Annotated in this window: 22 protein-coding genes and 1 pseudogene; 4 read left to right on the top strand and 19 right to left on the bottom strand. The window is 43.6% G+C overall.

The features are described 5' to 3' along the window. The first annotated feature begins 159 nt into the window (after positions 1-159). Entirely contained in the window at positions 160-1,386 is a 1,227-nt protein-coding gene (mtnK, locus tag GC102_RS20290) for an S-methyl-5-thioribose kinase (protein ID WP_171691143.1), read from the top strand. Further along, positions 1,383-2,474 carry an S-methyl-5-thioribose-1-phosphate isomerase gene (mtnA, locus tag GC102_RS20295; protein ID WP_171691144.1) on the top strand — a complete coding sequence of 364 codons (1,092 nt, stop codon included), beginning with the start codon at positions 1,383-1,385 and terminating at the stop codon, positions 2,472-2,474. The genes mtnK and mtnA overlap by 4 nt, the downstream gene beginning before the upstream one ends. A gap of 404 nt (positions 2,475-2,878) precedes the next feature. On the opposite strand, the gene GC102_RS20300 is transcribed toward mtnA, so the two are convergent. From GC102_RS20300 to GC102_RS20315, 4 genes and pseudogenes are all read right to left on the bottom strand, one after another. Continuing rightward, positions 2,879-3,835: an AraC family transcriptional regulator gene (locus GC102_RS20300; protein WP_171691145.1), complete on the bottom strand. Its 957-nt coding sequence runs from the start codon at positions 3,833-3,835 to the stop codon at positions 2,879-2,881. Between the two features lie 30 nt (positions 3,836-3,865). Continuing rightward, positions 3,866-4,885: a Gfo/Idh/MocA family protein gene (locus tag GC102_RS20305; protein ID WP_171691146.1), complete on the bottom strand. Its 1,020-nt coding sequence runs from the start codon at positions 4,883-4,885 to the stop codon at positions 3,866-3,868. A 178-nt stretch (positions 4,886-5,063) separates the two neighbouring features. Next, a pseudogene (locus GC102_RS20310) lies at positions 5,064-5,826 on the bottom strand (M15 family metallopeptidase); the annotation flags it as partial. Positions 5,827-6,017: 191 nt separating this feature from the next. Next, on the bottom strand, positions 6,018-7,313 hold the full coding sequence (locus GC102_RS20315; RefSeq protein WP_171691148.1) for a homocysteine synthase: 1,296 nt from the start codon (positions 7,311-7,313) through the stop codon (positions 6,018-6,020). Positions 7,314-7,483: 170 nt separating this feature from the next. On the opposite strand from GC102_RS20315, the gene namA reads away from it, so the two are divergent. Beyond that, entirely contained in the window at positions 7,484-8,488 is a 1,005-nt protein-coding gene (namA, locus tag GC102_RS20320) for an NADPH dehydrogenase NamA (RefSeq protein WP_171691149.1), read from the top strand. Positions 8,489-8,534: 46 nt separating this feature from the next. Here namA and GC102_RS20325 read toward each other — a convergent pair whose 3' ends face one another. The 9 genes from GC102_RS20325 to GC102_RS20365 all read right to left on the bottom strand — a co-directional run bounded on the left by GC102_RS20325 (position 8,535) and on the right by GC102_RS20365 (position 17,733). Further along, positions 8,535-9,419 (bottom strand): ABC transporter ATP-binding protein, encoded by an 885-nt coding sequence (locus tag GC102_RS20325; RefSeq protein WP_171691150.1) that lies wholly within the window; start codon positions 9,417-9,419, stop codon positions 8,535-8,537. A gap of 2 nt (positions 9,420-9,421) precedes the next feature. Beyond that, positions 9,422-12,313 (bottom strand): ABC transporter permease, encoded by a 2,892-nt coding sequence (locus GC102_RS20330; RefSeq protein WP_171691151.1) that lies wholly within the window; start codon positions 12,311-12,313, stop codon positions 9,422-9,424. Positions 12,314-12,332: 19 nt separating this feature from the next. Next, positions 12,333-13,367 carry an efflux RND transporter periplasmic adaptor subunit gene (locus tag GC102_RS20335; RefSeq protein ID WP_171691180.1) on the bottom strand — a complete coding sequence of 345 codons (1,035 nt, stop codon included), beginning with the start codon at positions 13,365-13,367 and terminating at the stop codon, positions 12,333-12,335. Then, on the bottom strand, positions 13,357-14,025 hold the full coding sequence (locus tag GC102_RS20340) for an ABC transporter ATP-binding protein (RefSeq protein ID WP_171691181.1): 669 nt from the start codon (positions 14,023-14,025) through the stop codon (positions 13,357-13,359). The genes GC102_RS20335 and GC102_RS20340 overlap by 11 nt, the downstream gene beginning before the upstream one ends. A gap of 253 nt (positions 14,026-14,278) precedes the next feature. Further along, positions 14,279-15,001, bottom strand: coding sequence for an amino acid ABC transporter ATP-binding protein (locus GC102_RS20345; protein WP_171691182.1), 723 nt, complete (start codon positions 14,999-15,001; stop codon positions 14,279-14,281). Between the two features lie 13 nt (positions 15,002-15,014). After that, positions 15,015-15,662, bottom strand: coding sequence for an amino acid ABC transporter permease (locus GC102_RS20350; protein ID WP_171691152.1), 648 nt, complete (start codon positions 15,660-15,662; stop codon positions 15,015-15,017). An 82-nt stretch (positions 15,663-15,744) separates the two neighbouring features. Continuing rightward, on the bottom strand, positions 15,745-16,533 hold the full coding sequence (locus tag GC102_RS20355) for a basic amino acid ABC transporter substrate-binding protein (protein WP_171691153.1): 789 nt from the start codon (positions 16,531-16,533) through the stop codon (positions 15,745-15,747). 237 nt (positions 16,534-16,770) lie between these two features. After that, positions 16,771-17,073: a YunC family protein gene (locus GC102_RS20360; RefSeq protein ID WP_029194411.1), complete on the bottom strand. Its 303-nt coding sequence runs from the start codon at positions 17,071-17,073 to the stop codon at positions 16,771-16,773. A gap of 150 nt (positions 17,074-17,223) precedes the next feature. Beyond that, on the bottom strand, positions 17,224-17,733 hold the full coding sequence (locus GC102_RS20365) for a DUF1003 domain-containing protein (RefSeq protein WP_171691154.1): 510 nt from the start codon (positions 17,731-17,733) through the stop codon (positions 17,224-17,226). An 804-nt stretch (positions 17,734-18,537) separates the two neighbouring features. Between GC102_RS20365 and GC102_RS20370 the strand changes: the two genes are divergently transcribed. After that, complete coding sequence (locus GC102_RS20370; RefSeq protein WP_171691155.1) at positions 18,538-19,035, top strand: hypothetical protein; 498 nt, start codon at positions 18,538-18,540, stop codon at positions 19,033-19,035. 44 nt (positions 19,036-19,079) lie between these two features. Here GC102_RS20370 and GC102_RS20375 read toward each other — a convergent pair whose 3' ends face one another. From GC102_RS20375 to GC102_RS20400, 6 genes are all read right to left on the bottom strand, one after another. Next, positions 19,080-20,945, bottom strand: coding sequence for a putative bifunctional diguanylate cyclase/phosphodiesterase (locus GC102_RS20375; protein WP_171691156.1), 1,866 nt, complete (start codon positions 20,943-20,945; stop codon positions 19,080-19,082). A 26-nt stretch (positions 20,946-20,971) separates the two neighbouring features. Further along, a complete protein-coding gene (locus tag GC102_RS20380; RefSeq protein ID WP_171691157.1) occupies positions 20,972-22,480 on the bottom strand; it encodes a PAS domain S-box protein in 1,509 nt (502 codons plus the stop codon). A gap of 134 nt (positions 22,481-22,614) precedes the next feature. After that, on the bottom strand, positions 22,615-22,977 hold the full coding sequence (locus GC102_RS20385; RefSeq protein WP_171691183.1) for a DUF423 domain-containing protein: 363 nt from the start codon (positions 22,975-22,977) through the stop codon (positions 22,615-22,617). Positions 22,978-23,017: 40 nt separating this feature from the next. Next, a complete protein-coding gene (locus GC102_RS20390) occupies positions 23,018-23,320 on the bottom strand; it encodes a hypothetical protein (RefSeq protein ID WP_171691158.1) in 303 nt (100 codons plus the stop codon). Positions 23,321-23,409: 89 nt separating this feature from the next. Continuing rightward, on the bottom strand, positions 23,410-24,330 hold the full coding sequence (locus GC102_RS20395) for an AEC family transporter (RefSeq protein WP_171691159.1): 921 nt from the start codon (positions 24,328-24,330) through the stop codon (positions 23,410-23,412). Positions 24,331-24,365: 35 nt separating this feature from the next. After that, positions 24,366-24,806 carry a MarR family winged helix-turn-helix transcriptional regulator gene (locus GC102_RS20400; RefSeq protein ID WP_047676650.1) on the bottom strand — a complete coding sequence of 147 codons (441 nt, stop codon included), beginning with the start codon at positions 24,804-24,806 and terminating at the stop codon, positions 24,366-24,368. Between the last annotated feature and the right edge of the window lie 99 nt (positions 24,807-24,905).

A 24,905-nucleotide genomic window follows, 5' to 3' on the forward strand; every position in this document is an offset into this window, starting at 1 on the left:
ACGTTAATTTACGTTAGAAGCACTTATTTTATGTAATTTGTGCAACATTTCCAAAGTTAGTATTTCAAGCAGCTACATTTTGTCTTATACTAGGAACAGACGATTAAAACATAGTAAGTTGGTTGGAATTAAATCCAATGAATCATAGGAGGTTACTACATGTCCACTTATCATCCTTTAAGTGAAGCCCAAGCTATTGAATACGCACGTCAAATTCCAAATTTGTTTCAAGCAGGCTCAGACTTAACTAGCCATGAAATCGGCGACGGCAACTTAAATCTCGTTTTTCACATATCGGAAACAGCTACAGGAAAAAGTATTATTTTAAAACAAGCCCTTCCTTATGCCAAAGTTGTCGGCGAATCCTGGCCTTTAACACTGGACCGTGCACGAATTGAAAGTGAAGCGCTCTTGATTGAAGAAAGCTTGAATCCAGACCTTGTACCTCACGTTTATGCCTATGATGCTGATTTGGCGCTTACCGTGATGGAAGATCTGAGTGACCATGTCATTATGCGCAGAGGGTTGATTGAACGTAACCAATACCCACTCTTTGCTGAGCACATCGGCCGCTTTCTAGCAAATACGTTATTTTTCACATCGGATCTAGGCAAAAACCAGCAAGAAAAGAAAATCCAACAGGGTCGATTCATCAACCCCGAGCTTTGCAAAATTACAGAAGACTTAATCTTCGATGATCCGTATCGCGATGCAGAAACGAACAATATTGAAGCGAACATCCGAGATGCGGCAGAACAGCTTTGGGCGGATAGCGAACTTCACTTTGAGGTAGCTATCCTGCGCAACAAATTCCTTACGAGTGCACAAGCGCTCCTTCATGGCGATCTGCACACAGGAAGTATCTTTATCAAACCAGATTCCACGAAGGTGATTGATCCTGAGTTCGCTTACTATGGGCCGATGGGCTTCGATATTGGCGCTGTACTCGCGAACCTGCTCCTCAATTACGCTGCTCAAGAGGGCTGGAGTAAAGATACTCAGAGCCGTGCTTCCTATCGCGCGTATTTACTACAAACCGTGAAGTACGTATGGACCCATTTCGAAACGAATTTCCGCACGTTATGGAATGAGCATTGTGTAGATCGCGTATTCCAAGCACCTGGCTATCAAGACCACTTCCTAGCCAATCTGCTTCAAGACACAGTTGGATTCGCCGGAGCTAAAATGGTGCGCCGTATTGTTGGACTTGCACATGTGGCTGATATTGATAAAATCGAAGATGCAGCCGCAAGAGAACGTGCACAGCGCTTGGCGTTAGCCATTGGCACTTCATTCATTCGTACCAATCGTCAAGTGAAATCTATCGATGAGCTTATTGCCATCGCTACCCAAGAATCTGCTGAAGAAAGAGGATTTGTCCTATGACGAACACGAACAACAAAGATTTAGAAGTACAAAACCTTGAGAACCAAGGTGCCTTGCAATCCTTGCGTTGGAATGGCAAGCAGCTTGATCTGCTCGATCAACGGCTGCTGCCGGAAGAGATTGTGTATTTGCCGCTGGAGACACCAATTGAGGTGTGGGAAGCGATCCGGCATTTGAAGGTTCGCGGCGCACCAGCGATAGGAATCGCCGCCGCGTATGGGGTATACCTCGGCATCCGTGAAGTGGATGCTCAGTTAGACGGGCTTCTGGAGGAAGTCCAGAAGCAAGCGGACTACCTGGCGACATCGCGTCCGACAGCTGTGAACTTGTTCTGGGCGCTCGATCGCATGCGAGCGCAGGCTGTTGCTTTGGCAGCAGCAGGCGGAAGCCCGGCTGCCTTCAAGGAAGCTCTCCTGGACGAAGCGCAGAAGATTCAAGCAGAGGACGAGGAGACGAACCGCCTTATCGGCGAACATGCGCTAACGCTGTTCGAGGATGGGTTCGGCGTGCTGACGCACTGCAACGCCGGGGGCTTAGCGACAGCCAAGTATGGCACGGCGCTAGCGCCGTTCTACTTGGCTAAGGAAAAAGGCATGAACATCAAAGTGTTCGCGGATGAGACCCGGCCGGTGCTGCAAGGCGCACGGCTGACCGCCTTTGAACTGCAGCAAGCAGGCGTTGACGTGACGCTGATCTGTGACAACATGGCCGGCGCGGTCATGTCGAAGGGCTGGATCCAGGCTGTCATCGTAGGAACAGACCGTGTTGCGGCTAACGGTGACGTCGCCAACAAAATCGGCACCTACAGCGTAGCCGTACTGGCGAAAGCGCACGGCATACCGTTCTACGTGGCGAGCCCACTCTCCACGATCGATCTGAATACGCCTACGGGCGGAGACATCCCCATTGAAGAACGTCATGAGGATGAGATTACACAAGGCTTCGGTAAACGCACAGCTCCTCTGGGTGTGAAAGTGTTTAATCCAGCCTTCGACGTGACACCTAACGAATATGTGACAGCAATTATTACCGAAAAAGGCATTATTCAAGCTCCTTATACGGAAAACTTGCGGAAGCTGTTCGAATAAAAAACTAGATGGTCCAGTATCGTGGATACGAATGTTGTAGTTTCTACAACAATTCACACGCCCAAAGGCTATTTTGCAAGTTGAAGTTGCAATTCGTACAACAATTCGAACCCATTTGTTGCGAAATAGCCTGAATAGGACCAAATTGTTGTACATAGTGCAACAACGAAGGGTGAGAGGCGAGATTTAGGCAGAAATTGTTGCAATTTCTGCAACATCATTATTCCGAGAGTAGGAATTCATTCATCCAGCAACCTCAACCCAGCATATGTGACGATTGATTCCAATTAAAGAGACCGACAATTATTACCTGATTGGATGAATGGATCGACGGCCCCTTTATCCAATAAAAAAGGCTGTTCCCTACGTAGTAGATCATTCTACGAGGGAACAGCCTTTTTCTTTTATCCATGATTCAATAGTTGATCACGATATTGATTCGGAGTGACACCATGTGCTTTCTTAAAGACATAGTGCAAATAATTGCTAGATGCAAAGCCATTGCTTTCCGCAATCTTGTCAAGGGTCAACGAGGTTTGAAGCAACTCGCTGCATACATGTTTCAAACGTACCTGTTCCAAGTATTCGCTGAACGAGATGTTCGCCTGCTCCTTGAAGATGCGCTGAAGCTGCCTTGAACTGATCTGCAAACGTTCAGCAACTCCTTCAAGCGTCAGTGGACGACGGAAGTTGTCCTCAATAAATTGAATAGCTAGCTGATACCGATAGCTCTTCATATCACGCGCAGGCAGGTTCAACCCTTGCTGATCCGCCTTATAGGCCCCCACTGTCCTTAACAACATTTGCACAATGGATTGCTTAATGATCGTGTACTGCCCTAACTGATTGCTTCGCCAAGCTTCATAAGCGACAAGAAAGCACTTCATGGCTTCCTGTCGGTCTAAAGCAGGGACATGAGGAAGCTCGCTCAGCTGCCTTAAGCATGCATCTGCCTCAGCAATCTCCCAAGCTTCTCCCCATGCTTCAGAGACTGGCATAGAACCTCGCTCAGCTTCATCTTGATCCAGCTTTACGATATCCACATGCAGACAAAGTTCGCCCATCGCTTCCCGCTCATCGGCTTCTTGGCGATGACTGACACCTGGTGCCGTTACATAAAGCATGCCTTCATGAAGGGGATGCGTGACACCGTCCAGAATCACCCTGCCTTTGCCATAGGGGATGTAATGAATTTCATACTCGGAATGTTGATGGAAATCTATGATCATTCCTGCAGGAAAGGAAGTCAGATGACAGCGCAGTACTCGAAGTCCATAAGAACCCCACCTGAAGCTTAACTCCAAGCGATCCAATGCCATTGGATTCTCGACCATGGGTTCGAAGTAAAATGGCTGGCTCATCCGTAGACCCTCCTTTCTTACCTGCTTAAATTACTGGTTTAGTGAATCAAGTCTCACTTGCTGTTTGGCTGCAACGGAACGATTAGAAGCCTCCATCAGCTTCGTTAAATCCACAGCGAGCCCAATATTTTCAACCGCTTTTGTCCCATTTTGAATATGAGCTACCCATTGATCGAACGCAGATGGCTTAGCTTCTGGACCGTTCTCATACGCTACCCATTGCGTGTTTGCATCTGCAAGCTTTTTCGTACGAAGTAAGACTCTTCCATCATGGTCGGAATAAAGGACACTGCCATCCGTACCGTGAACTTCAATCACAAACGGTGAAAATGCGTTCACAAAACCAGCTTCTACGATGCCAATCGCACCATTTGCATACTGGAGGGTTGCTACCGCATTATCTTCAACTTCTCTACCTGTTACGTAGCCATAAGAAGCACTTACAGCTTCAGGCAGCCCCAACAATAAACGAGTTAAATACATAGGATGACAACCAAGATCAATTAGGGCGCCTCCGCCACATTGCTCTGCATTATAGAAATGCTCTGGCAACCAACCGTTCGGATTTTCATTCGTGGAAATGCCGCCATTGTGTGATAAGCGTGTTCGAACGAGTGTAATCTGGCCCAATAATTCTTTCTGGACAATTTCTTGAATTGCTAACGTATAAGTTGGATTCAGACGAGGCAATGAAACTGTCAATGTCACACCCGCTTCATTAACAGCGTTCAGAATCTCATTAACTTCATGTAAAGTTGGTGCAATTACTTTTTCTGTGAAAATATGTTTACCTGCCTTCGCAGCAGCGATCATTACGTCTCGGTGTAGGTTGGTCGGTGTATCCACAACAACAGCATCAATTTCCTTATTTGCTAGTAACTCAGCTAGATCTGTGTAAAAGCTCACTCCGCGCTTCGCCGCTTCTGCTTGCCCACGTTCTGGAAGCTCATCCCAAACCGCAACAATCTGGGTATCTGGATGCCCCTCTACTTGTTTTGCATAGTCATTCGCATGCACGTGCCAAAAACTTAACATCGCTACTTTAATCATGTTAACCTCCAAATAAGTGACTTGGTTTCATTGTAACATGCCATAACGTCTTGATAAATTTCGAATTAGCGACAGAATAAGGTGCAAAATAACGACATCTTTCATTACTTGGTTACGGGAACCGCTTTGTAATACTCTTCCATTGTCAAGCTTTTGTCTACCATTTCTTTCGCAACCTCTATGCCCACATAACGAATATGCCATGGTTCGTATTGATAACCGGTAATCGTTGTTTTACCTTTGGGATAACGAATAATAAACCCGTACTCCGCCACATGTGTTTCGAGCCATTTCGCTTCCTTGGTTCCAGCAAAGCAATCTTCCGCCGCACATTTCCCGTCACTGCCCGTTACATCTATGGCTAGCCCAGTTTCATGCTCACTCGTCCCAGGGACAGCACTGTACAATTTGGCTTTCTCTTCGCCGTCTTTAAGCACATAACGCTGGAAAAGAGCTTTCTGCGTCGCATAAGAGCGATATGCCGAAACTCCAGATAGGCGGATACCGTCCTTCTCAGCTCCAGCAAAGAGTTTTTCGATCGCACTGGCAGCGGCTTTACGCATTTTACGTTTTTCATTTTTCTCAGCAAAAATAAATGGAATGTCAGGATATACCAAATCAGTCGGCTCGTAGCTCGAGGGCAATGAATTTTGCTTATTTACTAGAACAGTTATACTCTCCGGTTTCGCAACAACTTGGATAGCTCCGCTCTTTGGCGGAACCGCAGAGGTTGATGGGGAAGCCGTAGGAACAATTGAGGGTTTCGGGGTTGTGACAGGCGATGGAGAAGGGCTCGAAGAAGGTGTAGGACTTCCCAAACTAACCGGCGGAGTAGCCGTTGCAGTGGGACTACCTGAAGGAGCTACTTCCCCCTTGCTGCATCCAGTTGCTATGGATAACGCCAAGAGTATGGCGAGCGTATATTTCGACTTATTGTTCATGATCTTCTAGTTGCCTCCTCAAATATGAAAAACTTACACATGAAATAGACTTCTGATCTCATGCAAAAGTTGCATTGCAAATGAAAAAGGCTGCAATTTTAGGTTTTGAGCCTAGATCACAGCCTTCTTATTTTATGCGTATTCGTGTAAGGTTACAAGTTTAGAATTCGTAAAATAATTCCTTTGCTCTTCTAGCCTTGACTTGATGCAATCGCTTGTTCCAAATCATAGATAATATCTTCGATCGCTTCCGTACCAACGGACAATCGAATAAGTCCCGGAGACACACCGGCAGATACTTGTTCCTGCTCATTCAATTGCGCATGCGTCGTGCTTGCAGGATGAATAATCAATGACTTCGAATCTCCGACATTCGCCAAATGCGAGAATAGTTTAACGGAATGTATCAGCTTCTTGCCGGATTCAATACCGCCTTTGATACCAAAGCTCAATATAGCGCCTTGACCCTTCGGCAAATACTTCTGAGCAAGTTTATAGGAAGGATGGCTTTCCAGGCCAGCATAACTAACCCATTCTACGGATTCATGTGACTCTAAAAATTGAGCAACCTTAAGGGCATTGGAACTGTGGCGCTCCATGCGCAGATGCAGTGTCTCAAGTCCTTGCAATAAAAGGAATGAACTGTTAGGAGATAACGAAGCCCCTAAATCTCGAAGCAGTTGAACCCGTGCTTTAATGATGTAGGCAATAGGACCGACTGCCTCCGTATAGACGACGCCGTTATAACTTGGATCAGGCTTCGTCAAACCAGGAAATTTACCGCTTGCAGCCCAATCAAATTTACCGCTATCTACAATAACACCGCCAATCGTTGTTCCGTGTCCACCAATGAACTTGGTTGCGGAGTGAACAACAATATCGGCCCCGTGCTCAATCGGTCTAAGCAGGTAAGGACTCGGGAATGTATTATCAATAATCAAAGGAATTCCATTTTCGTGTGCTATAGCCGCTACAGCCTCAATATCGAGAATATCCCCCTTAGGATTACCGATCGATTCCGCGTAAATGGCTTTGGTCTTGTCCGTAATCGCACCTCGGAAGTTTTCCGGATTGCTCGGATCAACGAATTTCACTTTAATGCCAAGTTTAGCCAATGTATTTGAAAATAAATTATATGTACCGCCATACAAGGAAGAAGCTGAAACGATTTCATCTCCTACCTCAGCAATGTTCAGTATTGAGAAGGTAATGGCTGCTTGACCGGATGCTACAGCAAGAGCGGCTGGGGCACCTTCCAATGCGGCAATCCGTTTCTCAAATACATCGGTCGTAGGGTTCATTATACGGGTATAAATATTGCCAAATTCTTTGAGTGCAAATAAATTTGCAGCATGGTCCGTATCGTTAAACACATAGGAAGTCGTTTGATAAATCGGTACAGCCCTTGAATTGGTCGCTGGATCAACCTGTTGACCTGCATGAATGGCTAGTGTTTCCGGTAAGTACTGGCGTTCTGAATCTGACATTGCACATGCCTCCTAAGATAAAATAAATTGAATAATAACAGTCACTTACTTTAAACTTGATAATTCCTACTGGAATAGTATACAATCATTCTAGTGGAAATATCTAGGTAAAGTCAATATAACATATTGGGATTTTTTTCTATACCATTTTCGATAGGATGTGCGTACTCATGTTATTTACCCCCTATACCATAAAAGAAATGACCTTAAAGAATCGTATCGTGATGTCACCCATGTGTATGTATGCATCGGACGATTCCGGTGTTGTGAAGGATTGGCACCATATTCATTACGCTTCACGCGCAGTTGGCCAAGTCGGTCTCATTCTATTGGAAGCTAGCGCCGTCACAGCCCAAGGACGAATTTCCACCAGAGATTTGGGCATCTGGCAGGATGAACAAATCGAAGGCCTGAAACGGATCGTTGATTCCGTACATGGTCAAGGATCACATATCGGTATCCAGCTTGCGCACGCTGGCAGGAAGGCGGTCCTTGAAACACCCATTATCGCACCCTCAGCAATCCCCTTCTCAGAATCATTCAAAACGCCTGATGAAGCCACCCTCCAGCAAATTCAGGAGACGATTACAGCCTTCGCCGATGCCGCAGACCGCGCAAAACAAGCTGGATTTGATGTCATCGAGATTCATGGCGCACACGGCTATCTCATCAACGAGTTTCTATCTCCGCTCACCAATCTGCGCCAAGATCAATATGGCGGTGATCGAGACGGTCGTTTCCGTTTCTTAAGCGAAGTCATCACAGCTGTTAAACAGCGCTGGGATGGGCCGCTATTTGTACGTATCTCTGCGCATGAGTATACGGACGGAGGGTTAACTCCGGAAGATCATGTTTATTTTGCAGCGAAACTCAGAGAGCTGGGCGTTGATCTTATCGATGTCAGCTCTGGCGGCAACCAACCCGTTGTACCAACATCGTACCCCGGTTATCAAGTACCATTCGCTGAAGAGATTCGCTCCAAAGCAAGTATCGCCGTGGGAGCTGTCGGTCTCATCTCAGAGCCGGAGCAAGCAGAAGAAATTCTGCAAAACGAAAGAGCAGATCTCATTTTCCTCGGCCGAGTCTTGCTGCGAGATCCTTATTGGGCAAGAACAGCAGCTCGCAAATTGAATGCTGAAATCTCACCTCCCCCATCCTACCAACGCGGTTGGTAATTATACAAAGGCCCGCTCAGAATGTAAATTCAAGAGCGGGCCTTTCTCAAGATTGGTCTGGCGGAAGCAGAACAATTCGTCCATCCTCCATCGCAACGCGAACTTTATTCGTATTGGAAGCGCCAATCGATTCGAGGAAGTTAGCAGGAATTTGCAGTCTACCCGCCTTGTCAACGACCGCGTATTCGACATGAGAGTCACCATCGGCAGCAACGATACCCTGCTCTAGTTCCAGCAATTCTTCCTGGTAGGATTTGCGCCGCAATATCTCTGAAGAGGTTTTGCCGTCACGAATGGCAACGACACGGTCTACTTTCTTAGCTAGAAGCGGATCGTGCGTGACGATAACAACCGTTAAACCGAAGCTGCGGTTCAGCTCACGGAACAGATCGAGAATTTGATTCGCCATTTTCGTATCGACAGACCCTGTCGGTTCATCAGCGAGCAAGAGCCTGGGCTGATTAGCGAGTGCAATAGCAATTGCCACACGCTGCTGTTCTCCGCCAGAAAGCTCATTTAGCTTGTTATTTCTTCGGTGGCTCAAACCTACAGCTTCCAGTAAATCTAATGCCAGGTGGCGCTTGCGTCGTCCCTGCAGCAGGATAGGCAGCTCTACATTTTCCAAAGCTGTCAAATAGGGAATCAGATTGCGCGCATTATTTTGCCAAACGAAGCCAACGGTTTCCCTTTTATACTTCACTAGATCCGATTCCTTAAATTTCAACAAATCCTTGCCATCCACATGGAGATTACCTGCTGAAGGTCGATCTAACCCTCCCAGCATATTCAACAACGTCGATTTGCCACTGCCACTGTTGCCGATAATCGCCATCAGCTCTCCCTCCTCAATATGGAGATCAAGCCCTTGTAAAGCGACGACTTCAATGTCAGCCGCTTTATAAATTTTAACTAGATTTTCACAGTGAATCATCCTTAATCCTCCCCAAGCTTAACGGCTTGATGAATTTTAATTCTGGACAGCATCGTACCGAGTAATAATAGACCCGCGCCTATCATCACAGTGACAATGACGTACAAATGCAGCTGGTCATTCGGATCAAAGCTCACTTGAAAAGGCGGTACTTGACTTGATGAATCGAAAGTTAACTGGAATAACGGAACAAACAATCGGCTGGCCATATTCCCCGTAATCATGCCTATTAGAACAGCTGCGCCAGAAGTTAATAATTGTTCAGCTATTAGCATTCCGATCAGCTGCGCAAAAGATATTCCCATCGCTCGAAGCACACCGAATTGCAAGATCCGCCCGGACAACGAAAGCACCCAGTACAGGAGAAACCCAATAAAGCTTATGCCAATAGCAATCAGGAAGCCAAGCGTCATAACGCCATTCACAGCCAGTTGGAATGGATCATTCTTGGAGAGAACCAACATTTGTTTCGTATCCATTACACTTGTGAGGGGAATATGTTTAAGCTCTAGCTCTTCATACAAAGCTTGACTGGTCATATCCGGTTTTAGCTTTAGCCAAACATCATACGGCTCTACAGCCATATTATTTTGAATGTAGGACAGATGCCCAATAACTAGCTTCGGTGCATCCACTTTACTTTGCTTCGTCGTGTCAGAACTGCTCCCTGTTTTGGTTCCAGCGGTTAGGATCGGATTGGGATTCCAACTCGGCCAGTAATCAATAATCCCATACACAACACAAGTGGCTCCCTCCACATCATTCCATCCTAAATGCACCACATCGCCCACTTTGGCTCCAGTTTCCTCGGCAATAGATTTGGAAATAAGCACGGCTTTGGAATCCGCAGCCAATAGGTTTAAGTACTCATAAAAGTGATGATCGAGCAAATGGTCGCGGAGCCAGGCCGTTTGACCAAATTCATCGGTATCAATGCCCATGAACGCTGTTTTTTTCGTTTCTTTACCAAGCGCGAAATAAGCATCTTTCTTATTAAATACTCGAGCCGCTGATTCCACACCTGCCAGCTGTGTGAAGGGCAAGAACGGAGGCTCCGTATATTGGACACGCTTCTTAACAACTGGTTGACTAGCGGAACTCGCTTCTGACTGAATGCCAGACGGACCTGACTCAGGGGGCGGAGCATCATTGTCCCATTTGGTTTGCAGAACAATATCGGCCCCATTCTTATAACGGATCTTCTCTTCTATATTTTTGTTCATCGTCCTTGCTGCGCTGGCACTAAACAACCCTGTAGCAAGCGTCATGATGATAAACAGCATAATGAATTGATATTGTGTGGTTGATCTGCCAACTTGGAGCAGCGTTGAATATAAATAGGGAGGCCACCATTTTCGGCCGATGAGATAGAATAATTGAATAACCCATGGGTATATCCGCAGTAGGAACAGGCCCATGGCAAAGATGAATAAAGCCGGTACTACGAAAAGGAGTGGATCTACCTTCATGTCCATAGAGTCCAGCCCTAAGGATACAAGATCATTCATTCGTCGGTTAAAGCTTTGTAATAAATAGATAGAAACGGCCAATAAGACAACATCGAGAAACATTTTATGTACAAAAGAGAGCTTGTTCTTCCTCGCCATGGTTTGTTTGTGGCTAACAATTGTAGCGCGAGTGGCAAGTACAGCGGGAATAAGAGTCATACAAACCGATGCGGTTACGGCAATTAAAGCGTATTGATAGGCCTCTTTATTCAGCTTGACTTCCATCGCTGCGCGCTGGACAAACGCTAGAAACCCATTCGATGCACCCAGTATTTTTGTTAATTGTAGGCCAATGAGAGGACCAACCAGAAGGGCAACTCCCCCTAATAAAATACCTTCTAGCACATAACCTAGCAGAATCTGAGTCCGGCTTGCTCCTCTGCTGCGAAGCACGGCAATCTCTGTTTTCTGTCGTTCTGTAATCAAATTGGCAACCATGAATAAATAGAAGGCTAGTAAAATACTAATGGGCACATTAAGCGACCACAGCATAATTCTGAGTTTTTTCTCTTTCTCACCATACAATTTCAATGTGGTAATCGCTGGATTTTTGACCATGTACGTGTTGAAATGACTGCTTAAATAGCCGGTTATTCTTTCATGTGTGCTGGTGTAGGCTTCAATCCCTTCCAACTTCAATTGATGATAATCCAATATGTAATCCCAATAGGAAAATGTGTTGGGAAACATTTTGTTTTTCGTAAAATCTTTTTCAAATAAGGCAAAGGGAACGAAAAATTTTGAACGTAAGTCACCCATATTATTCGTCCAATAAAGATCGGCATAATCGGAACGATCGATAACTGCAACCGGCTTTATTCGAATGTTTTGTTTCAAATCTTTGTCAGCGATGGTTAATTCATTGCCCAGTACGATTTTTAATTGAGTCAGCAGCTCAGGAAATACCCACGCTTCATACACACCATCAACTGGCTCCTTAGAAGGCATGACACCGTCAACAATACGAATATGCTTTTCCAACTCTGACATCGCTGTTAATTCAGCTGCGCGGTTTACTTTAGGGTCTACCTTACTTGGATCGCTAGGTGTAAGCTCGAAATTTAATGTGCTGCGCGTTATCGTGGATAGGAGAATCGGCAAGCCGAATTGCTGGCTTTGTTCTGCCATAAAGTCATCCGTTTCCTCTAAAAGTTGATCTCCGCTTTCTCCCATTACGTAGGCAGAATTATAGGAATGCCCGGGATATTGCTGAGAGTTGGTTTGTAGAACTTCCAAATCTTTGATCAGCATACGCTGTAAAATGGCATGTGTATAAATGGGCATTGAGCTGGCAAGTGCAACCGAAATAATTAGCCCCACAAGTAAACTAAGCTCTAACCAGCGGTTTTTGACCATTTTACGGAGAATCATCAGAAATAAAGCCATTGCTATCCTCCCACAGATGCTAGTTATTTAAAATAACATTCTGACCTTCCTTTAGCCCGGTTCGTATTTCCACTTCTGTCGGTGTTACAAGCCCTTTGTCTACATCGACTTCCTTCCGACTATCCCCAATCAACACCTGAACGTAATCCCTACCTAGGTAACTCCGAAGACCTGTTCTTGGTAGGACAATGACATTTTCTCGTTTCTCAACGATGATCGTTAAGTCTCCGGATACACCGATCGCTGCTCCTTCAGTTCCATCGGGAACCCCAACGATAATCGTTTTAGCATTTCTTTCAGCTTGCGCTTTGTTGTCTGATAGAGGTGAGCTAGAGGGCGTTCGCAGCACTTTGCCTTGTATCTTATTTCCAGAGGAACCAATCTTCACTTCAACATCCATGCCAACTTCAATACCGGAAAGAGTGCTGGTATCTGAAGATTCGTAAGATAGCTGCAGCTTACTAGGATCAGCGATGACGACAAGCGTACTGAAGGCATCCACGACATTTCCCTGCTGTGCATCGGTTAAGTAAGTGACCACTCCCGCGGAATCGGCCTTCAGCATCGTCTTGTCTAGCTGGGATTGAAGAGATGCCAATTGAAGCTGCGCGGCTTCGACATCTATAGCCTTCAAACGATTCGCTAGCACTTGATCGGGGTCAACCTGCCTCGTTTGCACACTAGCAATCTGGGCTTTCTCCAGATTCAGTTTTTGAAGGGCAAGCCGAGTTTCTAAGTCGCCTTTTTCCAGTTCAGCAAGCACATCGCCGGGCTTAACGGTATCGCCTAGTTTAACGCGCAATCCAGCTAACCGATGACCTGCCTCTTTAAAATAATAGTTGGTCGTTTTACTAGACTTAAAGGTCCCAACAACACTAACCTTCCTCGTTATACTGCCTTTCTTCACTTCATAAAGGTCAAAATTTTCTTTAACGGGTTTGATTAAAGGCGGTTTAAGCGCTTCCTCTTCTTTGGGCAACAGAGAGCATCCCGCTAGTAAAAGCACAGCACTTGTTAGTAAAACGAGCTGAGAAGCCAATTTATTAACCTTCATCGACAATGGTACCATCCTCCAATGCATACACTTCATCTACAATTTCCATAATAGCGAGATCATGCGTGGTCAAAATAATTGTCATTCCTTCTTGCACCAAATCTTTGAACAGTTTAAGCACCTGGAGGCCCATTCTGCTATCTAACTCAGCTGTAGGCTCATCTGCCAATATCAACTTAGGCTTGTGCGCAATGGCCCTGGCAATGGCAACCCTCTGCTGTTCTCCGCCGGAAAGTTCGTAGGGACGATGCTTCATTCTCGGCTTCAATCCAACGAAATCTAGCGCTTCTTCTGCCAAACTCTTATATTGATTGGGGTGAATACCCGAAATGCGCAATCCAAACTCTACATTCTCGTAGGCTGACATGTAAGGTACTAAGGCAAAAGATTGAAAAATAAGACCGATCTGCTTCCGTCTGACTTCATTGCGCTTGGACTCGGATAGTCGGCTAATCTCCAAGCCTTCTAAATAAACGGTTCCTTCCGAAGGATGGTCGAGTGCCCCTAATATATTGAGCAGCGTTGTTTTACCGGATCCGGATCTCCCGCGCAAAGCCACTAATCTGCCTCTGGGAATACTTAAATGAGCTCCCCGCAATGCGTGAACGGCTCCCGGCCCTTTCCCAAAAACACGCGTAACGCCAATTGCTCGCACCATAGGCACTTGATCTTCATACGTTTTCAAAGTTAGCACCTCTTTAGAAATGGAATCAAAATGACAAGCGTAAATATAGAGAAACACCTCTTTGGAAGCGCTTAAACAAATGAGTAAAGCTATGGAATAAATCACCCTAATTTTCAATATAAGATAGTTACCTTCATTATAAATCTATCTTTTGCCAAAAAGATACAAATAAAAAAGAGGATCGGCATGCGATCCTCCCTGCTTACTTCTATTCTTTTAAAAAGCGCTAGAGCACTTTAGACAAAAATGATTTCGTCCGTTCCTGCTTGGCATTTTCAAAGATTTGCTCTGGCTTTCCTTCTTCGACAATAACGCCTTGTTCCATAAACATAACACGGTCACCGACTTCGCGAGCGAAGCCCATTTCATGCGTTACGACAACCATTGTCATCCCTTCTTTGGCCAATTGCTTCATGACAGCAAGCACTTCCCCAACCATTTCAGGATCAAGAGCCGATGTTGGCTCATCGAACAGCATGATCTTCGGCTCCATAGCCAGTGCTCTTGCAATAGCTACACGCTGTGCCTGACCGCCCGAAAGCGAGTCTGGAAGGGCATTGGCCTTATCTGCAAGCCCAACTTTATCTAGAAGCTCCAGCGCTTTCTTACGCGCTTTATCCTCTGGCCATTTTCTCACTTGAACAGGTGCTAACATGATATTATCAATGACTTTCATATGCGGGAACAAATGAAACCGCTGAAAGACCATCCCGAGTTCCATACGGATCTCATTGATCTTATTCATCGGATCCATAATCGACTTGCCTTCAATCAAGATACTGCCGCTATCCGGCTGTTCTAACAGGTTCAGACAACGTAGGAATGTCGATTTCCCTGATCCGGATGGTCCTATCACAACAAGAACCTCTTGGTTCTGAATTTCTGCACTAATATCTCGCAGGACGACATTATCCCCGAACGATTTTTTAAGATTTCTAACTTCGATCATAGCCGTCATATCTCTACACTTTCCTTTCCAGATAAGCAAGCAGCTTGCTTAAAGAGTAAGTGAGGATGAAATAAATAAGAGCAGCCGTTAAATAAGGTTCCCAAACTTTAAAGTATTGGCTGCGCATCGCATTGGACCAATACATCAATTCTGGTGCAGCAATAACAGCGAATAGGGAAGAGTCCTTAATTAGCACGATAAACTCATTGCCAAATGGAGGAATCATACGTTTAATCGCCTGAGGCAAAATAACCGATTTCATGGTTTGGAAATGGGTCAATCCTAGCGAATGCGCGGCTTCTGTTTGTCCTTTATCGATGGATTGAATACCAGCTCTGAAAATCTCGGCCATGTAGCCTGCTGAATTCAGAGATAAAGCAACGATTGAAGCGATGATCGCATTCGTTGTTCCTATGAATAATGGAACGATTCCAAAGTGGACGAGTAATATCTGAACAAGCAGCGGTGTGCCGCGGAAAAAATTGACGTACATACTAGTCGGCCATCTTAAGTAACCACGGTGAGACATCTTGCCTAATCCAACAGCTAGCCCTAGTACAGAGCCCAACAGGATGGAAAGAATGGATATGCCAATAGTCCAAAGCGTACCCTTGAGCAATAAAGGTAAATATTCAATAATGATGTCAAAACGAAAATCCATTCCACACTTCCTTTCTTAACTTATTCTGCCTTTACAGAACAAAAGCATGCGCAAGGTTGAAGTCACGCATGCTGTTGGCCTATTATTTTTGTTCAAGTAATTTCTTAGTATCTGGCTCTTGACCGAACCATTTTTTGTACACTTTTGCATATGCACCGTTCTCAATAATTTTCTTGATTGCCGGGTCTAGCTTCGCTTTAAGCTCGCTGCCTTTAGGAAGCAGAATACCGTAGTACTCGGACTCAAAGTTTTTCGGATCAGAAATCGTGACGAATTTCTTGTTCGGATTATTTTTCACATATTCACGTACAATCGCAATGTCAGCGACAACTGCATCTACACCGTTATTTTCAAGCTCCATTAGAGCTAAAGTGTTATTATCCAGACGTTTCAAAGATGGATTCTTCTCACCCAAAATTTTGCTCATCAATGTATCAGCCGTTGTAGAAATTTGAACAGCTACTTTCTTGTCTTTCAAGTCATCCGCGCTTTTGATCGGGCTGCCTTCTTTAACAAGAATCATGTTCATTGATTCAAAGTAAGGGATCGAGTAATCGTAAGTTTGTTTACGGTCATCTGTGATCGAAACGGCCGAAACTCCACCTTGAAACTCTTTACCTTGCTTCACATTTGTCAGCATGGTATCCCAACCTGTATTCGTTATCTCGTAGTCAAGGCCAGCTTCTTTCATTACTTCAGCAAAAAAATCGATATCGAAGCCAATCAACTTATCTTTATCCATATATTCCATTGGTGCATAGGCAGCATTAGTAGCAAATTTGTACTTCGTGCCACCAGTTCCCTTAGAACCACAACCTGCTAGAGCAACAACTAAAACTACAGCCAGTAAAAAAAATATTAATTTTTTCAAAAATTATTCCCCCGTTCTATGTAATGGACGAATCATATTTTAACACTTGGTCAATAAAATAACAACGCCTTCATTGAGAAATTTCGCTAGAAATATATTGAAACTGGCTATTTTCCCACATTTTTAGGTGTATGCACAAAGGTAATTAAACTGGTTGGTCGCCATGCATGCTCAAATAAATAAAAACGCCGAGATCCTAAGATCCCAAGCGTTCTAATTTTGTCATTCAAAACACTTTTACATCATTTTCAGAATGGCTTCCCGTCCGGTCATCCCAGCTACAATACCCAAATCTTCTGCCGTGTGTGTCACCGATTCAAGCGGTGCTTCTAGAAGTTCCTCAATCGTGCGAACCCCCGTTGCCCGTGCAGCTACAATATTCCTGTCCCTCAAGCGTTCATTGAGCAGCGCAACATCGAGAGCGCCACACATAATGTAACCTTTGTCCGTAGTCACAACCAGCAGCGTTGTTTTCGGCAGTTTAACTTCTATAGCGATTGCTGTATGTCCTTCAAGGAGAATGGGTTCTACGCGCATCATGCTCTGCACAGCTCCTCTTCGCAGTCTTACGGTAGTATATGCGCGCGCGGCTAGTACGGTGTGAGAAAGGTTTGAAAAATTTCGTGTAAATTTCCAGAATCATGTAAAAACCAAGCAATATTTGAGCTGCCGTGAAATGGATTTTCTTCATTAACCCTGTAAAAGTTTTTTAATCTCAGATAGTTCTTCTTTCACATCTTTCCTAAACTCAGCAAAATCTGCCTCAAGCCTATGTAAATGTCCTTGCATATCAACTATTTCTTGTTCAGCCTTATAGTTAATCGCAAAATCAATAATAGCCTCTTGTTTGTCTCTTGCTGACTGTCTATTCTGACTCATCATAATAATTGGAGCTTGGAATCCAGCAAGGAAAGACAATAGCAGATTCAACAAAATAAACGGCGGTTCATCAAAATGAATAACCTTAGTGAGAGCCAGGGAGTTTAAGATAACCCACATAGCCAAAAATACCATGAAAATATTAATGAATTTCCAACTTCCGACAAAACTTGCAACATTATCGGCGAGTCTATCTGACCATTTTGTGGATTTTACATAATCCTCGTTTAAATGTTCATGTATATTGCTTTGAAAATTATCAACCAATCGTTGAATTCTACCTGCATACTCTTTTATATCTGTTTTGTTTTCATTTTCCATTGTTATCACTGCCTTTATTTGTAGTTGAAATGGATTTTTTATTTGTATTGTTCGTGTAATTTTTCAATAAACACTTTATGATAAAATCGTGAGAAATGAGCAATAAAATGATCGTAAAAATAACCGCTTGGAAAGTTAAAATATTACCTAATAAAATCATTCTTTGTTGCTATTGTTCGATCAAGAAAAGTATCTATTTTCCCAATACTTCATATGAAATCCAGTTCTATATATTAGTGCTTTCTGAATTAGTTTTGATAGCTTAACTGTTAAGATTTTTACATTCTCCCAATTTGTTGAGTTTTCACCTAATGAGCGTTTAATCAACCACGACAAGGGATAAACAATGCAAGCAAAAATAAAGAATGCTATTTTAATAAACCACGCATGATCGAAAAAAGCTATTAAGTGTGCCAAGTCATACCAATGATAATTATGTTCGTTAGTCATGTAAAATCACCTATCTGGAAGAATTAGGGTACGTTTATCATCTGAGCCATTTTGCCAATAACGCCAAACCGTTCCTCTATCTTCTAGTCCAAACAAATACGCAAAACGATATGCCAATAGTCGCAAACAATATTGCTATAATCCTCCAATTTCCTTATAATCCCATTGGAACATTATACATCAAATTCAACAAAAAGAAGCCATCTTTTAAGGATAGCTGCCCAGTTAGCTGTATAATAAAGGTTTAAAAAGTTTCGGGTGAATTTCAAATTCATGGGGAAAGCAAGCTATATTTGGGTATGATATCATGATATAGTATGTGCAAGAGCAGTATTTGGACAGCAAGGAGGCTATATGAGTCAAGGAAAAGCAGACACAAGTCCGAATGGACATTTATTTACCGTAGAAATTCTGATTGAAGAAGCCACAAATGGCCTTGCCATGGAAAAGCTCCTTCATCTTTTGAATGTGGATACAGTTAAGGATTACCAAATTATTAATGGCATTCAACTTGGCAAGTTGATTGAACTTAACACAAAAAAAGAGAGCCCCCCTCCGTTACAACCAAGCAAAAAAACGGCTGCTGTCCCACCTTCAACTGTAACAGCCACGGCGAAAGTCATCACCAACAGTGGAGCTTCAGATAAAATTATTGAGCAATTGGAAGGTTTCAAATTAAATAATACATTAATCCGTTTAACGGTTATCAAAGGTCAAGGAATCAAGCTTAATCTTCCGTGTCGCATTTTGAATTTTGATAGCAGTACTCAAAATGTATCGGTGTACCATGTAGATGAGAAGAAGGTTTACTTATTCAAATTGAATGAAATAGATGATTACGTCGCGTTCTAAATAAAAGTAAGAGGGTATCCTGGAATTAGGATACCCTCTTACTTTTATTTGGCATGGACAGAAGCAGCCGAAGCATTCGGGATACCCGTTCTTAGCATTTTCTCTAGTTCATCCGCACTTACGGGTGGACTAAACCAATAGCCCTGCACCTCATTACAGCGATTCTGATGCAGGAAATGCAGTTGATCTTCGGTTTCTACGCCTTCAGCAATGACCTTCAAGTTCAGATGGTGCGTCATGGCAATAATCGTGGCCACGATGGCTGCGTCATTCGGATCCACCATGATGTCTCGAACAAAGGAACGATCGATCTTCAGCTTATCAATCGGAAATTTCTTTAAGTAGTACAGCGAACTGTAGCCTGTCCCAAAATCATCAATGCTTACATTCACACCTAGCTCCTTAAGCTCAAGTAAGGACTGAATGGCGTGATCAACATCCATCGTCATGCTTTCGGTGATTTCAAGTTCCAAGTACTGCGGATCAAGTCCTGTTTGTTCTAAAACATGTCTGATCTTGCCTTTGAGATTGTGTTGAAAAAACTGTCGCATAGACAAATTCACAGATATCGGCATCATCGGATACCCTTGATTTTGCCATGCTTTATTTTGCTTGCATGCAGCGCGCAGTACCCATTCACCGATCGGTACGATCAATCCGGACTCCTCAGCAAAGGGAATGAAATAGTTTGGGGAGATGAGGCCTTTCTCCGGATGATCCCACCGAATTAAGGCTTCGACACCGACAATTTTTCCCGTCTCAATGTCAACCTGTGGCTGATAGTATAAAACGAACTCATCCCCGACAATCGCCCTGCGAAGCTCACTCTCCAGCTTGAGTCGGTTTATTGAAACTGATTTCATGTCCGTATTGAAGATCTGAAAGTCGTTGCGCCCCTTCTCTTTGGCTCTGGCTAATGCAATGTCAGCATATTTCATAAGTATTTCCGCATCATCGGCATCATCCGAGGAGATCGCTACGCCGATACTAGCTGTAATATGTAGTTCATACTGTTCTAAAAGAAACGGCTTTTCGAGGACACGATTAATCTCTGCAATAACCGCAATTACGTCATTAGAATCGGCTACATTCGTATAGAAAAAGGCAAATTCATCGCCTTCCGTGCGAGCCAAATAATCATTGTCCGTTACAACTCTTGTGAAACGCTCCGCGAGCTGCAGCAGCAGCATGTTTCCGTAATCATAACCGAAGCTGTCATTGACCAGCTTGAAGCGATCGATGTCCAAATAGAAGACGGCTACCTTTTGTCCAATGGATTTGGAAATACTAAGCCGCTCATTCAAGTTATCTCTGAACATGCGCCTGTTCGGCAGCCCTGTCATATCATCATAATAGGCCATATAGCGAACTTGCTCATCGCCGCGCTTACGCTCTGTGATATCCTGGCAAATGAGAATATTGCCTTTGGAATTAGGCTGTAAATCAACAGGTACAGCAGTAACGTTCAAATCCACCCGATAGCCGCTTTTATGTATTACGGCTGTTTCAAAGGTGACGGGAGTCCCGCTTCTCACTTGTTCAAGCTGACTCCCTGTCCGCTCCAGCTGCTCTTGTGTAACAAAGCTGATAAAGGGTTGATTAAGCAGCTCTGCTACGGAGTATCCGAGGATGGTTTCTGCCGCAAAATTAATCCGAATAAATTTGCCCTCTTGATCAAAAATACCAATCGCATTCGGATTGTGCTCGAATAAGGAATCAAGCACATTTAAATACGTGTGATCCCGCGGCATTTCCTTGTTTAAGGACCGTGTACTTCCACCTTTTCTAAGCAGCACGATAAGCAGCACTAGTGAGGCAAGCAAACAAGTCCATGCAGCATACGGCTTTACGTAAAAGCTTACGAATATGGCGACTAACAGATATCCGCCAATATAGAGCCGGTTTTTCACAAATTAGCCTCCTCTTACTGCTCACTCTAGGTACTAGGAAGCGTCACACTGACAACCGTTCCTTCTCCCACTTTACTCTCAACCACAAACTGGCCAAGATGATCCTCAATAATTCTATTCGTAATCATAATGCCAAGCCCTGTCCCTTTTTCCTTCGTTGTAAAGAAGGGCTCACCTAGTCTAGCCAATACATCTTGCGGAATCCCATGCCCACTGTCTTGAAACAAAACACGCACCGCTTTGTCTCCAACTGAAAATAGTTGAATATCGATTTGTCCGCCATCTGGCATTGCTTCCATCGCATTTTTGATCAAATTAATGAAGGATTGCTTTAGCTGGTTTTCCTCACAAAGAACAAGCGGTAAATGATGCTCCATAGCGACAACGAATTGAATGTTGTTAATAATGGCTTGCGTTTCAAGCAGGGTAATGACACTTTTGATAATATTCTCGATACTTTTGGGCTGGTAGTGTATGAATTGCGGCTTAGCCAGAACGAGCATCTCTGTCGTAATCAGTTCGATCCGTTCTAGTTCGGACATCATAATATCGTAGTATTCTTTCTTATTTGGAGCTCCTTGGTGCAGAAATTGCATAAATCCTTTGAGCGTAGTCAATGGATTACGAATTTCGTGAGCAACCCCAGCAGCAAGCTGCCCGATAAGGGACATCTTCTCTGATCTGCGGAGCAGCTCTTCCGTGCGCCGCCGCTCAGTAATATCAATGAATGATAGGACAACGCCAATGATTTGATCTTGATCCAAGATCGGCGAAGTCATGAATTCGACCGGAAACGAGTCTCCATTTTTTTTGTAAAAGATCTCGTTTGAACAAACACAAACCCCTTCAAGCATCGTTCGATTTAACACAGTTTCCTTCTTGATTTGCAAATCTTCATTGGTTACACAAGCACGTGTCAAAACAAGATAAGGATTCTTCCCTACCATTTCTTCATAGGTGTAACCCGTTAAGCACTCCGCCGCTTTATTCCAAAACGTAGTACCAAAATGCTCATCGATGCCAAACATACCCTCTGAAACGGCATTTAGAATGAGTTGATTATGGTTATGATTCAGCCGGGATTGATAGCTAAGTCTGCTTTCCTCAAGCTTGTACTCCAAACACTTTCTTTCTGATACATCTTGAATCTGAACCACTGCAAAATTGGGATGGGCATCCGTATCACGAATGAAGGAAACTTGAACCATTCCCCAAATCATGGAGCCATCCTTATGGACATATCGATTCTCTTTTGGAGAAGATTCCCGCTCGCCACGAAGGGTCTGATCACATAGTTCTGCATAGGTCTCCACATCGTCAAGATGCGAAAATTCCTGAATATGCTGACCAATCAGTTCTTCTTCTGTGTAGCCAAAAAGGCGGCATAACGATGTATTCACCTTGAGTAACCTGCCGTCGAGACTAACGATTGCCATTGCAATGATTGCGCAACCAAACAATTGATGATATAGCTCATGGCTTGTGAGTAGCTTTAGTTCCGAAGTTTCTGATTGGTTCCCCATGAAATCAGCCATGCGCCACATCCTTTCAATTAAGGAAGAATGATCGTAAACGTCATGACTACTTTCTACATGATCCGCGGTTTTTCCTGCTAAGAAGACACAATACAATGAAAAAAGAGTCAGATTTCCTGACTCTTTCCATTTTTTTATTTGTAAGCGGCCACGGCCAGAAGTATCCATCCAACCAAGAAACTCAGCCCGCCTAGCGGGGTAATGGGTCCAAAAATCTTGAGTCCTGTCAAACTCAGGGCATATAAACTACCTGAGAACAGGATAATACCGATAAAAATGGCCCATCCCGATGCATTCACCATAGAGCTATTTGCCAACTTATCTGACAAAAGAGCAATAAGGATGAGGGCTATCGCATGAATCATGTGATACTGTACACCGGTCTGAAACACATCTATCTTATCCGGAATCCTTTGTTTCAAGTAATGAGCCCCAAAAGCGCCTAGAGCGACCGAAAGAAACGCATTCAAACTGCCTAACAGCAAAAAAAGTTTCATCATTCTCGTCTTCTTTCCTTTCCGTAACACATTAATTTATTTATTCTACTTCGCCAATATCATGCTGACCGACAATTAACCGCACGGGCTCCAAAAACACACGTGTTATCGAAGGCTTTTTGATAAGATCGAGTTCAATGTCTACAACCTTGTTACGAGCAGTTTTGCCTTCTCTTTTGTCATAAACAACATCAAATTGTTTCAGACCAAGCTGATAAATCACAACAGATGAACCAATCGTTAATGCATTCGAATCAAAATCACCATGGTCAAATAATACCTCTGACAAAATCTCTTCATTCATATCCACAATCGTAACATACTGACAAAATTGGTAACGCATTAAAGAAGTCCCCCTTTATAGATTAGTATGGTTACCCATTCGCTGAAAAATGTCGAAATTCCTGCTAACTTCATGATTCCCACCCATGTTCATATAAAATCCAAACAAAAGATAACAACTGGAATTGTAAACATACTAAATAAAGTTGAAGTAAAGACAGCCTGTGAAGAAAACTCCGGTTCATTCTCATATTCAATGGCCAGCAACACACTGCTTAGAGAGGTGGGCACAGCACACGAGAGAATCAATGCTTTGGCCGTAATTCCTTCAATCCCGAGCAGCCAAACAACGAAAAATCCGAGCAGTGGTCCTGCAGCAAGTCTTAGTATATTAGAAACAAGCACATTAGAAAAATGAAATTCCCATTTCATACCGCCAAGCTGCACACCTAAGGTCAGTAAGGCTGTCGCCATAAAAGCGTTTGAAATATACTGCAGCGGTATATGAATCGATCCTGGAACAGGTAAATGGAAATATCGCAGCAGCAGAGCAATCGGAATCGCATAAATGACCGGTAAGGAAAGAATGGTTTTCATCGTTGCTTTCCAGGTTGATTTATGTGCATTTAAGGTATAGATGCCATATGTATTTGGAATTAGCGTTTGCATAATCATGATCACGATTTGGATGGATAAGGTATAGGCATTCCCACCAAAAACAGTTTGATTCAGCGGCAGTGCGTAGTTAGCACTATTATAGAAAATAACACTATTGCGCATGGCAATGCGCATACCTCGCTGCATCTTTTTCAACCGAATAATAACCTCAATGATGGCAAAAAGGAGACTAAAGAAAAGGACAAAAAACAAGAGAACCTGCATTAAAATATGCAAGTTCATTTCGGACTCATACAGCTTAACAAAAACGAGCGCGGGTGAAAACACGTAGAAATTAAGCTTCGATAATGTCTTAATATCAATGTGGAAAGCACGATACATCGCCGCGCCGATCGCAATCATAATACTAATAGGTACAATGTTATTCACTAAAATGTATATGAAATAACTCATTCCAGATCCTCACTTCAAAAACCTATAGTCGTTCCTTAATCGAACGCATTTACGCTGCTGATAATACGTTTTAACTGTTCATTGAAAGTGTAAATTTCTTCAGGAGATAGCCCGCTTGACGCAAGCAGCGACTGTGGAATACAAAGCGCCTTCTCGTAAAGGGCAAGACCCGCTTCTGTGATTTGAATATTCACGACACGTTCATCTTCCGAAGATCGTTTCCTTTGAACCAATTGCTGAGCTTCCATCCGCTTAAGCATAGGTGTCAAAGTACCCGAATCTAGATCGAGCTTCTCGCTGAGCTCTTTGACTGTGCTTTCCTTTTGATCCCAGAGAACCAACAGCACCAAGTATTGCGGATAGGTAATCCCCAAACCTTCAAGAAAAGGGCGATACATGCGAGTAATGGCTCTCGAGCTTGCATATAGACTAAAGCACAGTTGATTTTCTAGCTTTAAAAATTCACTGCTGCTCATTGGCTTGGTTTCCTTTCTGTTCAGTCATATTGTGAACAATCGATTTGTTTCAAATGTATATAAAATTATTCCCTCTGTCAATGTGAATAGTTAAATATG

This window comes from Paenibacillus germinis (assembly GCF_013141785.1).
GTDB lineage: Bacteria > Bacillota > Bacilli > Paenibacillales > NBRC-103111 > Paenibacillus_E > Paenibacillus_E phytorum.

Excerpts from the sequence above, each read along its gene's own strand:
- GC102_RS20350 (WP_171691152.1), bottom strand. The coding sequence starts at position 15,662 with ATGGATTTTCGTTTTGACATCATTATTGAATATTTACCTTTATTGCTC.
- mtnK (WP_171691143.1), top strand. The coding sequence starts at position 160 with ATGTCCACTTATCATCCTTTAAGTGAAGCCCAAGCTATTGAATACGCA.
- GC102_RS20305 (WP_171691146.1), bottom strand. The coding sequence starts at position 4,885 with ATGATTAAAGTAGCGATGTTAAGTTTTTGGCACGTGCATGCGAATGAC.
- GC102_RS20380 (WP_171691157.1), bottom strand. The coding sequence starts at position 22,480 with ATGGCTGATTTCATGGGGAACCAATCAGAAACTTCGGAACTAAAGCTA.
- GC102_RS20370 (WP_171691155.1), top strand. The coding sequence starts at position 18,538 with ATGAGTCAAGGAAAAGCAGACACAAGTCCGAATGGACATTTATTTACC.
- GC102_RS20300 (WP_171691145.1), bottom strand. The coding sequence starts at position 3,835 with ATGAGCCAGCCATTTTACTTCGAACCCATGGTCGAGAATCCAATGGCA.
- GC102_RS20360 (WP_029194411.1), bottom strand. The coding sequence starts at position 17,073 with ATGATGCGCGTAGAACCCATTCTCCTTGAAGGACATACAGCAATCGCT.
- GC102_RS20330 (WP_171691151.1), bottom strand. The coding sequence starts at position 12,313 with ATGGCTTTATTTCTGATGATTCTCCGTAAAATGGTCAAAAACCGCTGG.
- GC102_RS20365 (WP_171691154.1), bottom strand. The coding sequence starts at position 17,733 with ATGGAAAATGAAAACAAAACAGATATAAAAGAGTATGCAGGTAGAATT.
- GC102_RS20400 (WP_047676650.1), bottom strand. The coding sequence starts at position 24,806 with ATGAGCAGCAGTGAATTTTTAAAGCTAGAAAATCAACTGTGCTTTAGT.
- GC102_RS20395 (WP_171691159.1), bottom strand. The coding sequence starts at position 24,330 with ATGAGTTATTTCATATACATTTTAGTGAATAACATTGTACCTATTAGT.
- namA (WP_171691149.1), top strand. The coding sequence starts at position 7,484 with ATGTTATTTACCCCCTATACCATAAAAGAAATGACCTTAAAGAATCGT.
- GC102_RS20385 (WP_171691183.1), bottom strand. The coding sequence starts at position 22,977 with ATGAAACTTTTTTTGCTGTTAGGCAGTTTGAATGCGTTTCTTTCGGTC.
- mtnA (WP_171691144.1), top strand. The coding sequence starts at position 1,383 with ATGACGAACACGAACAACAAAGATTTAGAAGTACAAAACCTTGAGAAC.
- GC102_RS20340 (WP_171691181.1), bottom strand. The coding sequence starts at position 14,025 with ATGGTGCGAGCAATTGGCGTTACGCGTGTTTTTGGGAAAGGGCCGGGA.
- GC102_RS20335 (WP_171691180.1), bottom strand. The coding sequence starts at position 13,367 with ATGAAGGTTAATAAATTGGCTTCTCAGCTCGTTTTACTAACAAGTGCT.
- GC102_RS20390 (WP_171691158.1), bottom strand. The coding sequence starts at position 23,320 with ATGCGTTACCAATTTTGTCAGTATGTTACGATTGTGGATATGAATGAA.
- GC102_RS20345 (WP_171691182.1), bottom strand. The coding sequence starts at position 15,001 with ATGATCGAAGTTAGAAATCTTAAAAAATCGTTCGGGGATAATGTCGTC.
- GC102_RS20315 (WP_171691148.1), bottom strand. The coding sequence starts at position 7,313 with ATGTCAGATTCAGAACGCCAGTACTTACCGGAAACACTAGCCATTCAT.
- GC102_RS20325 (WP_171691150.1), bottom strand. The coding sequence starts at position 9,419 with ATGATTCACTGTGAAAATCTAGTTAAAATTTATAAAGCGGCTGACATT.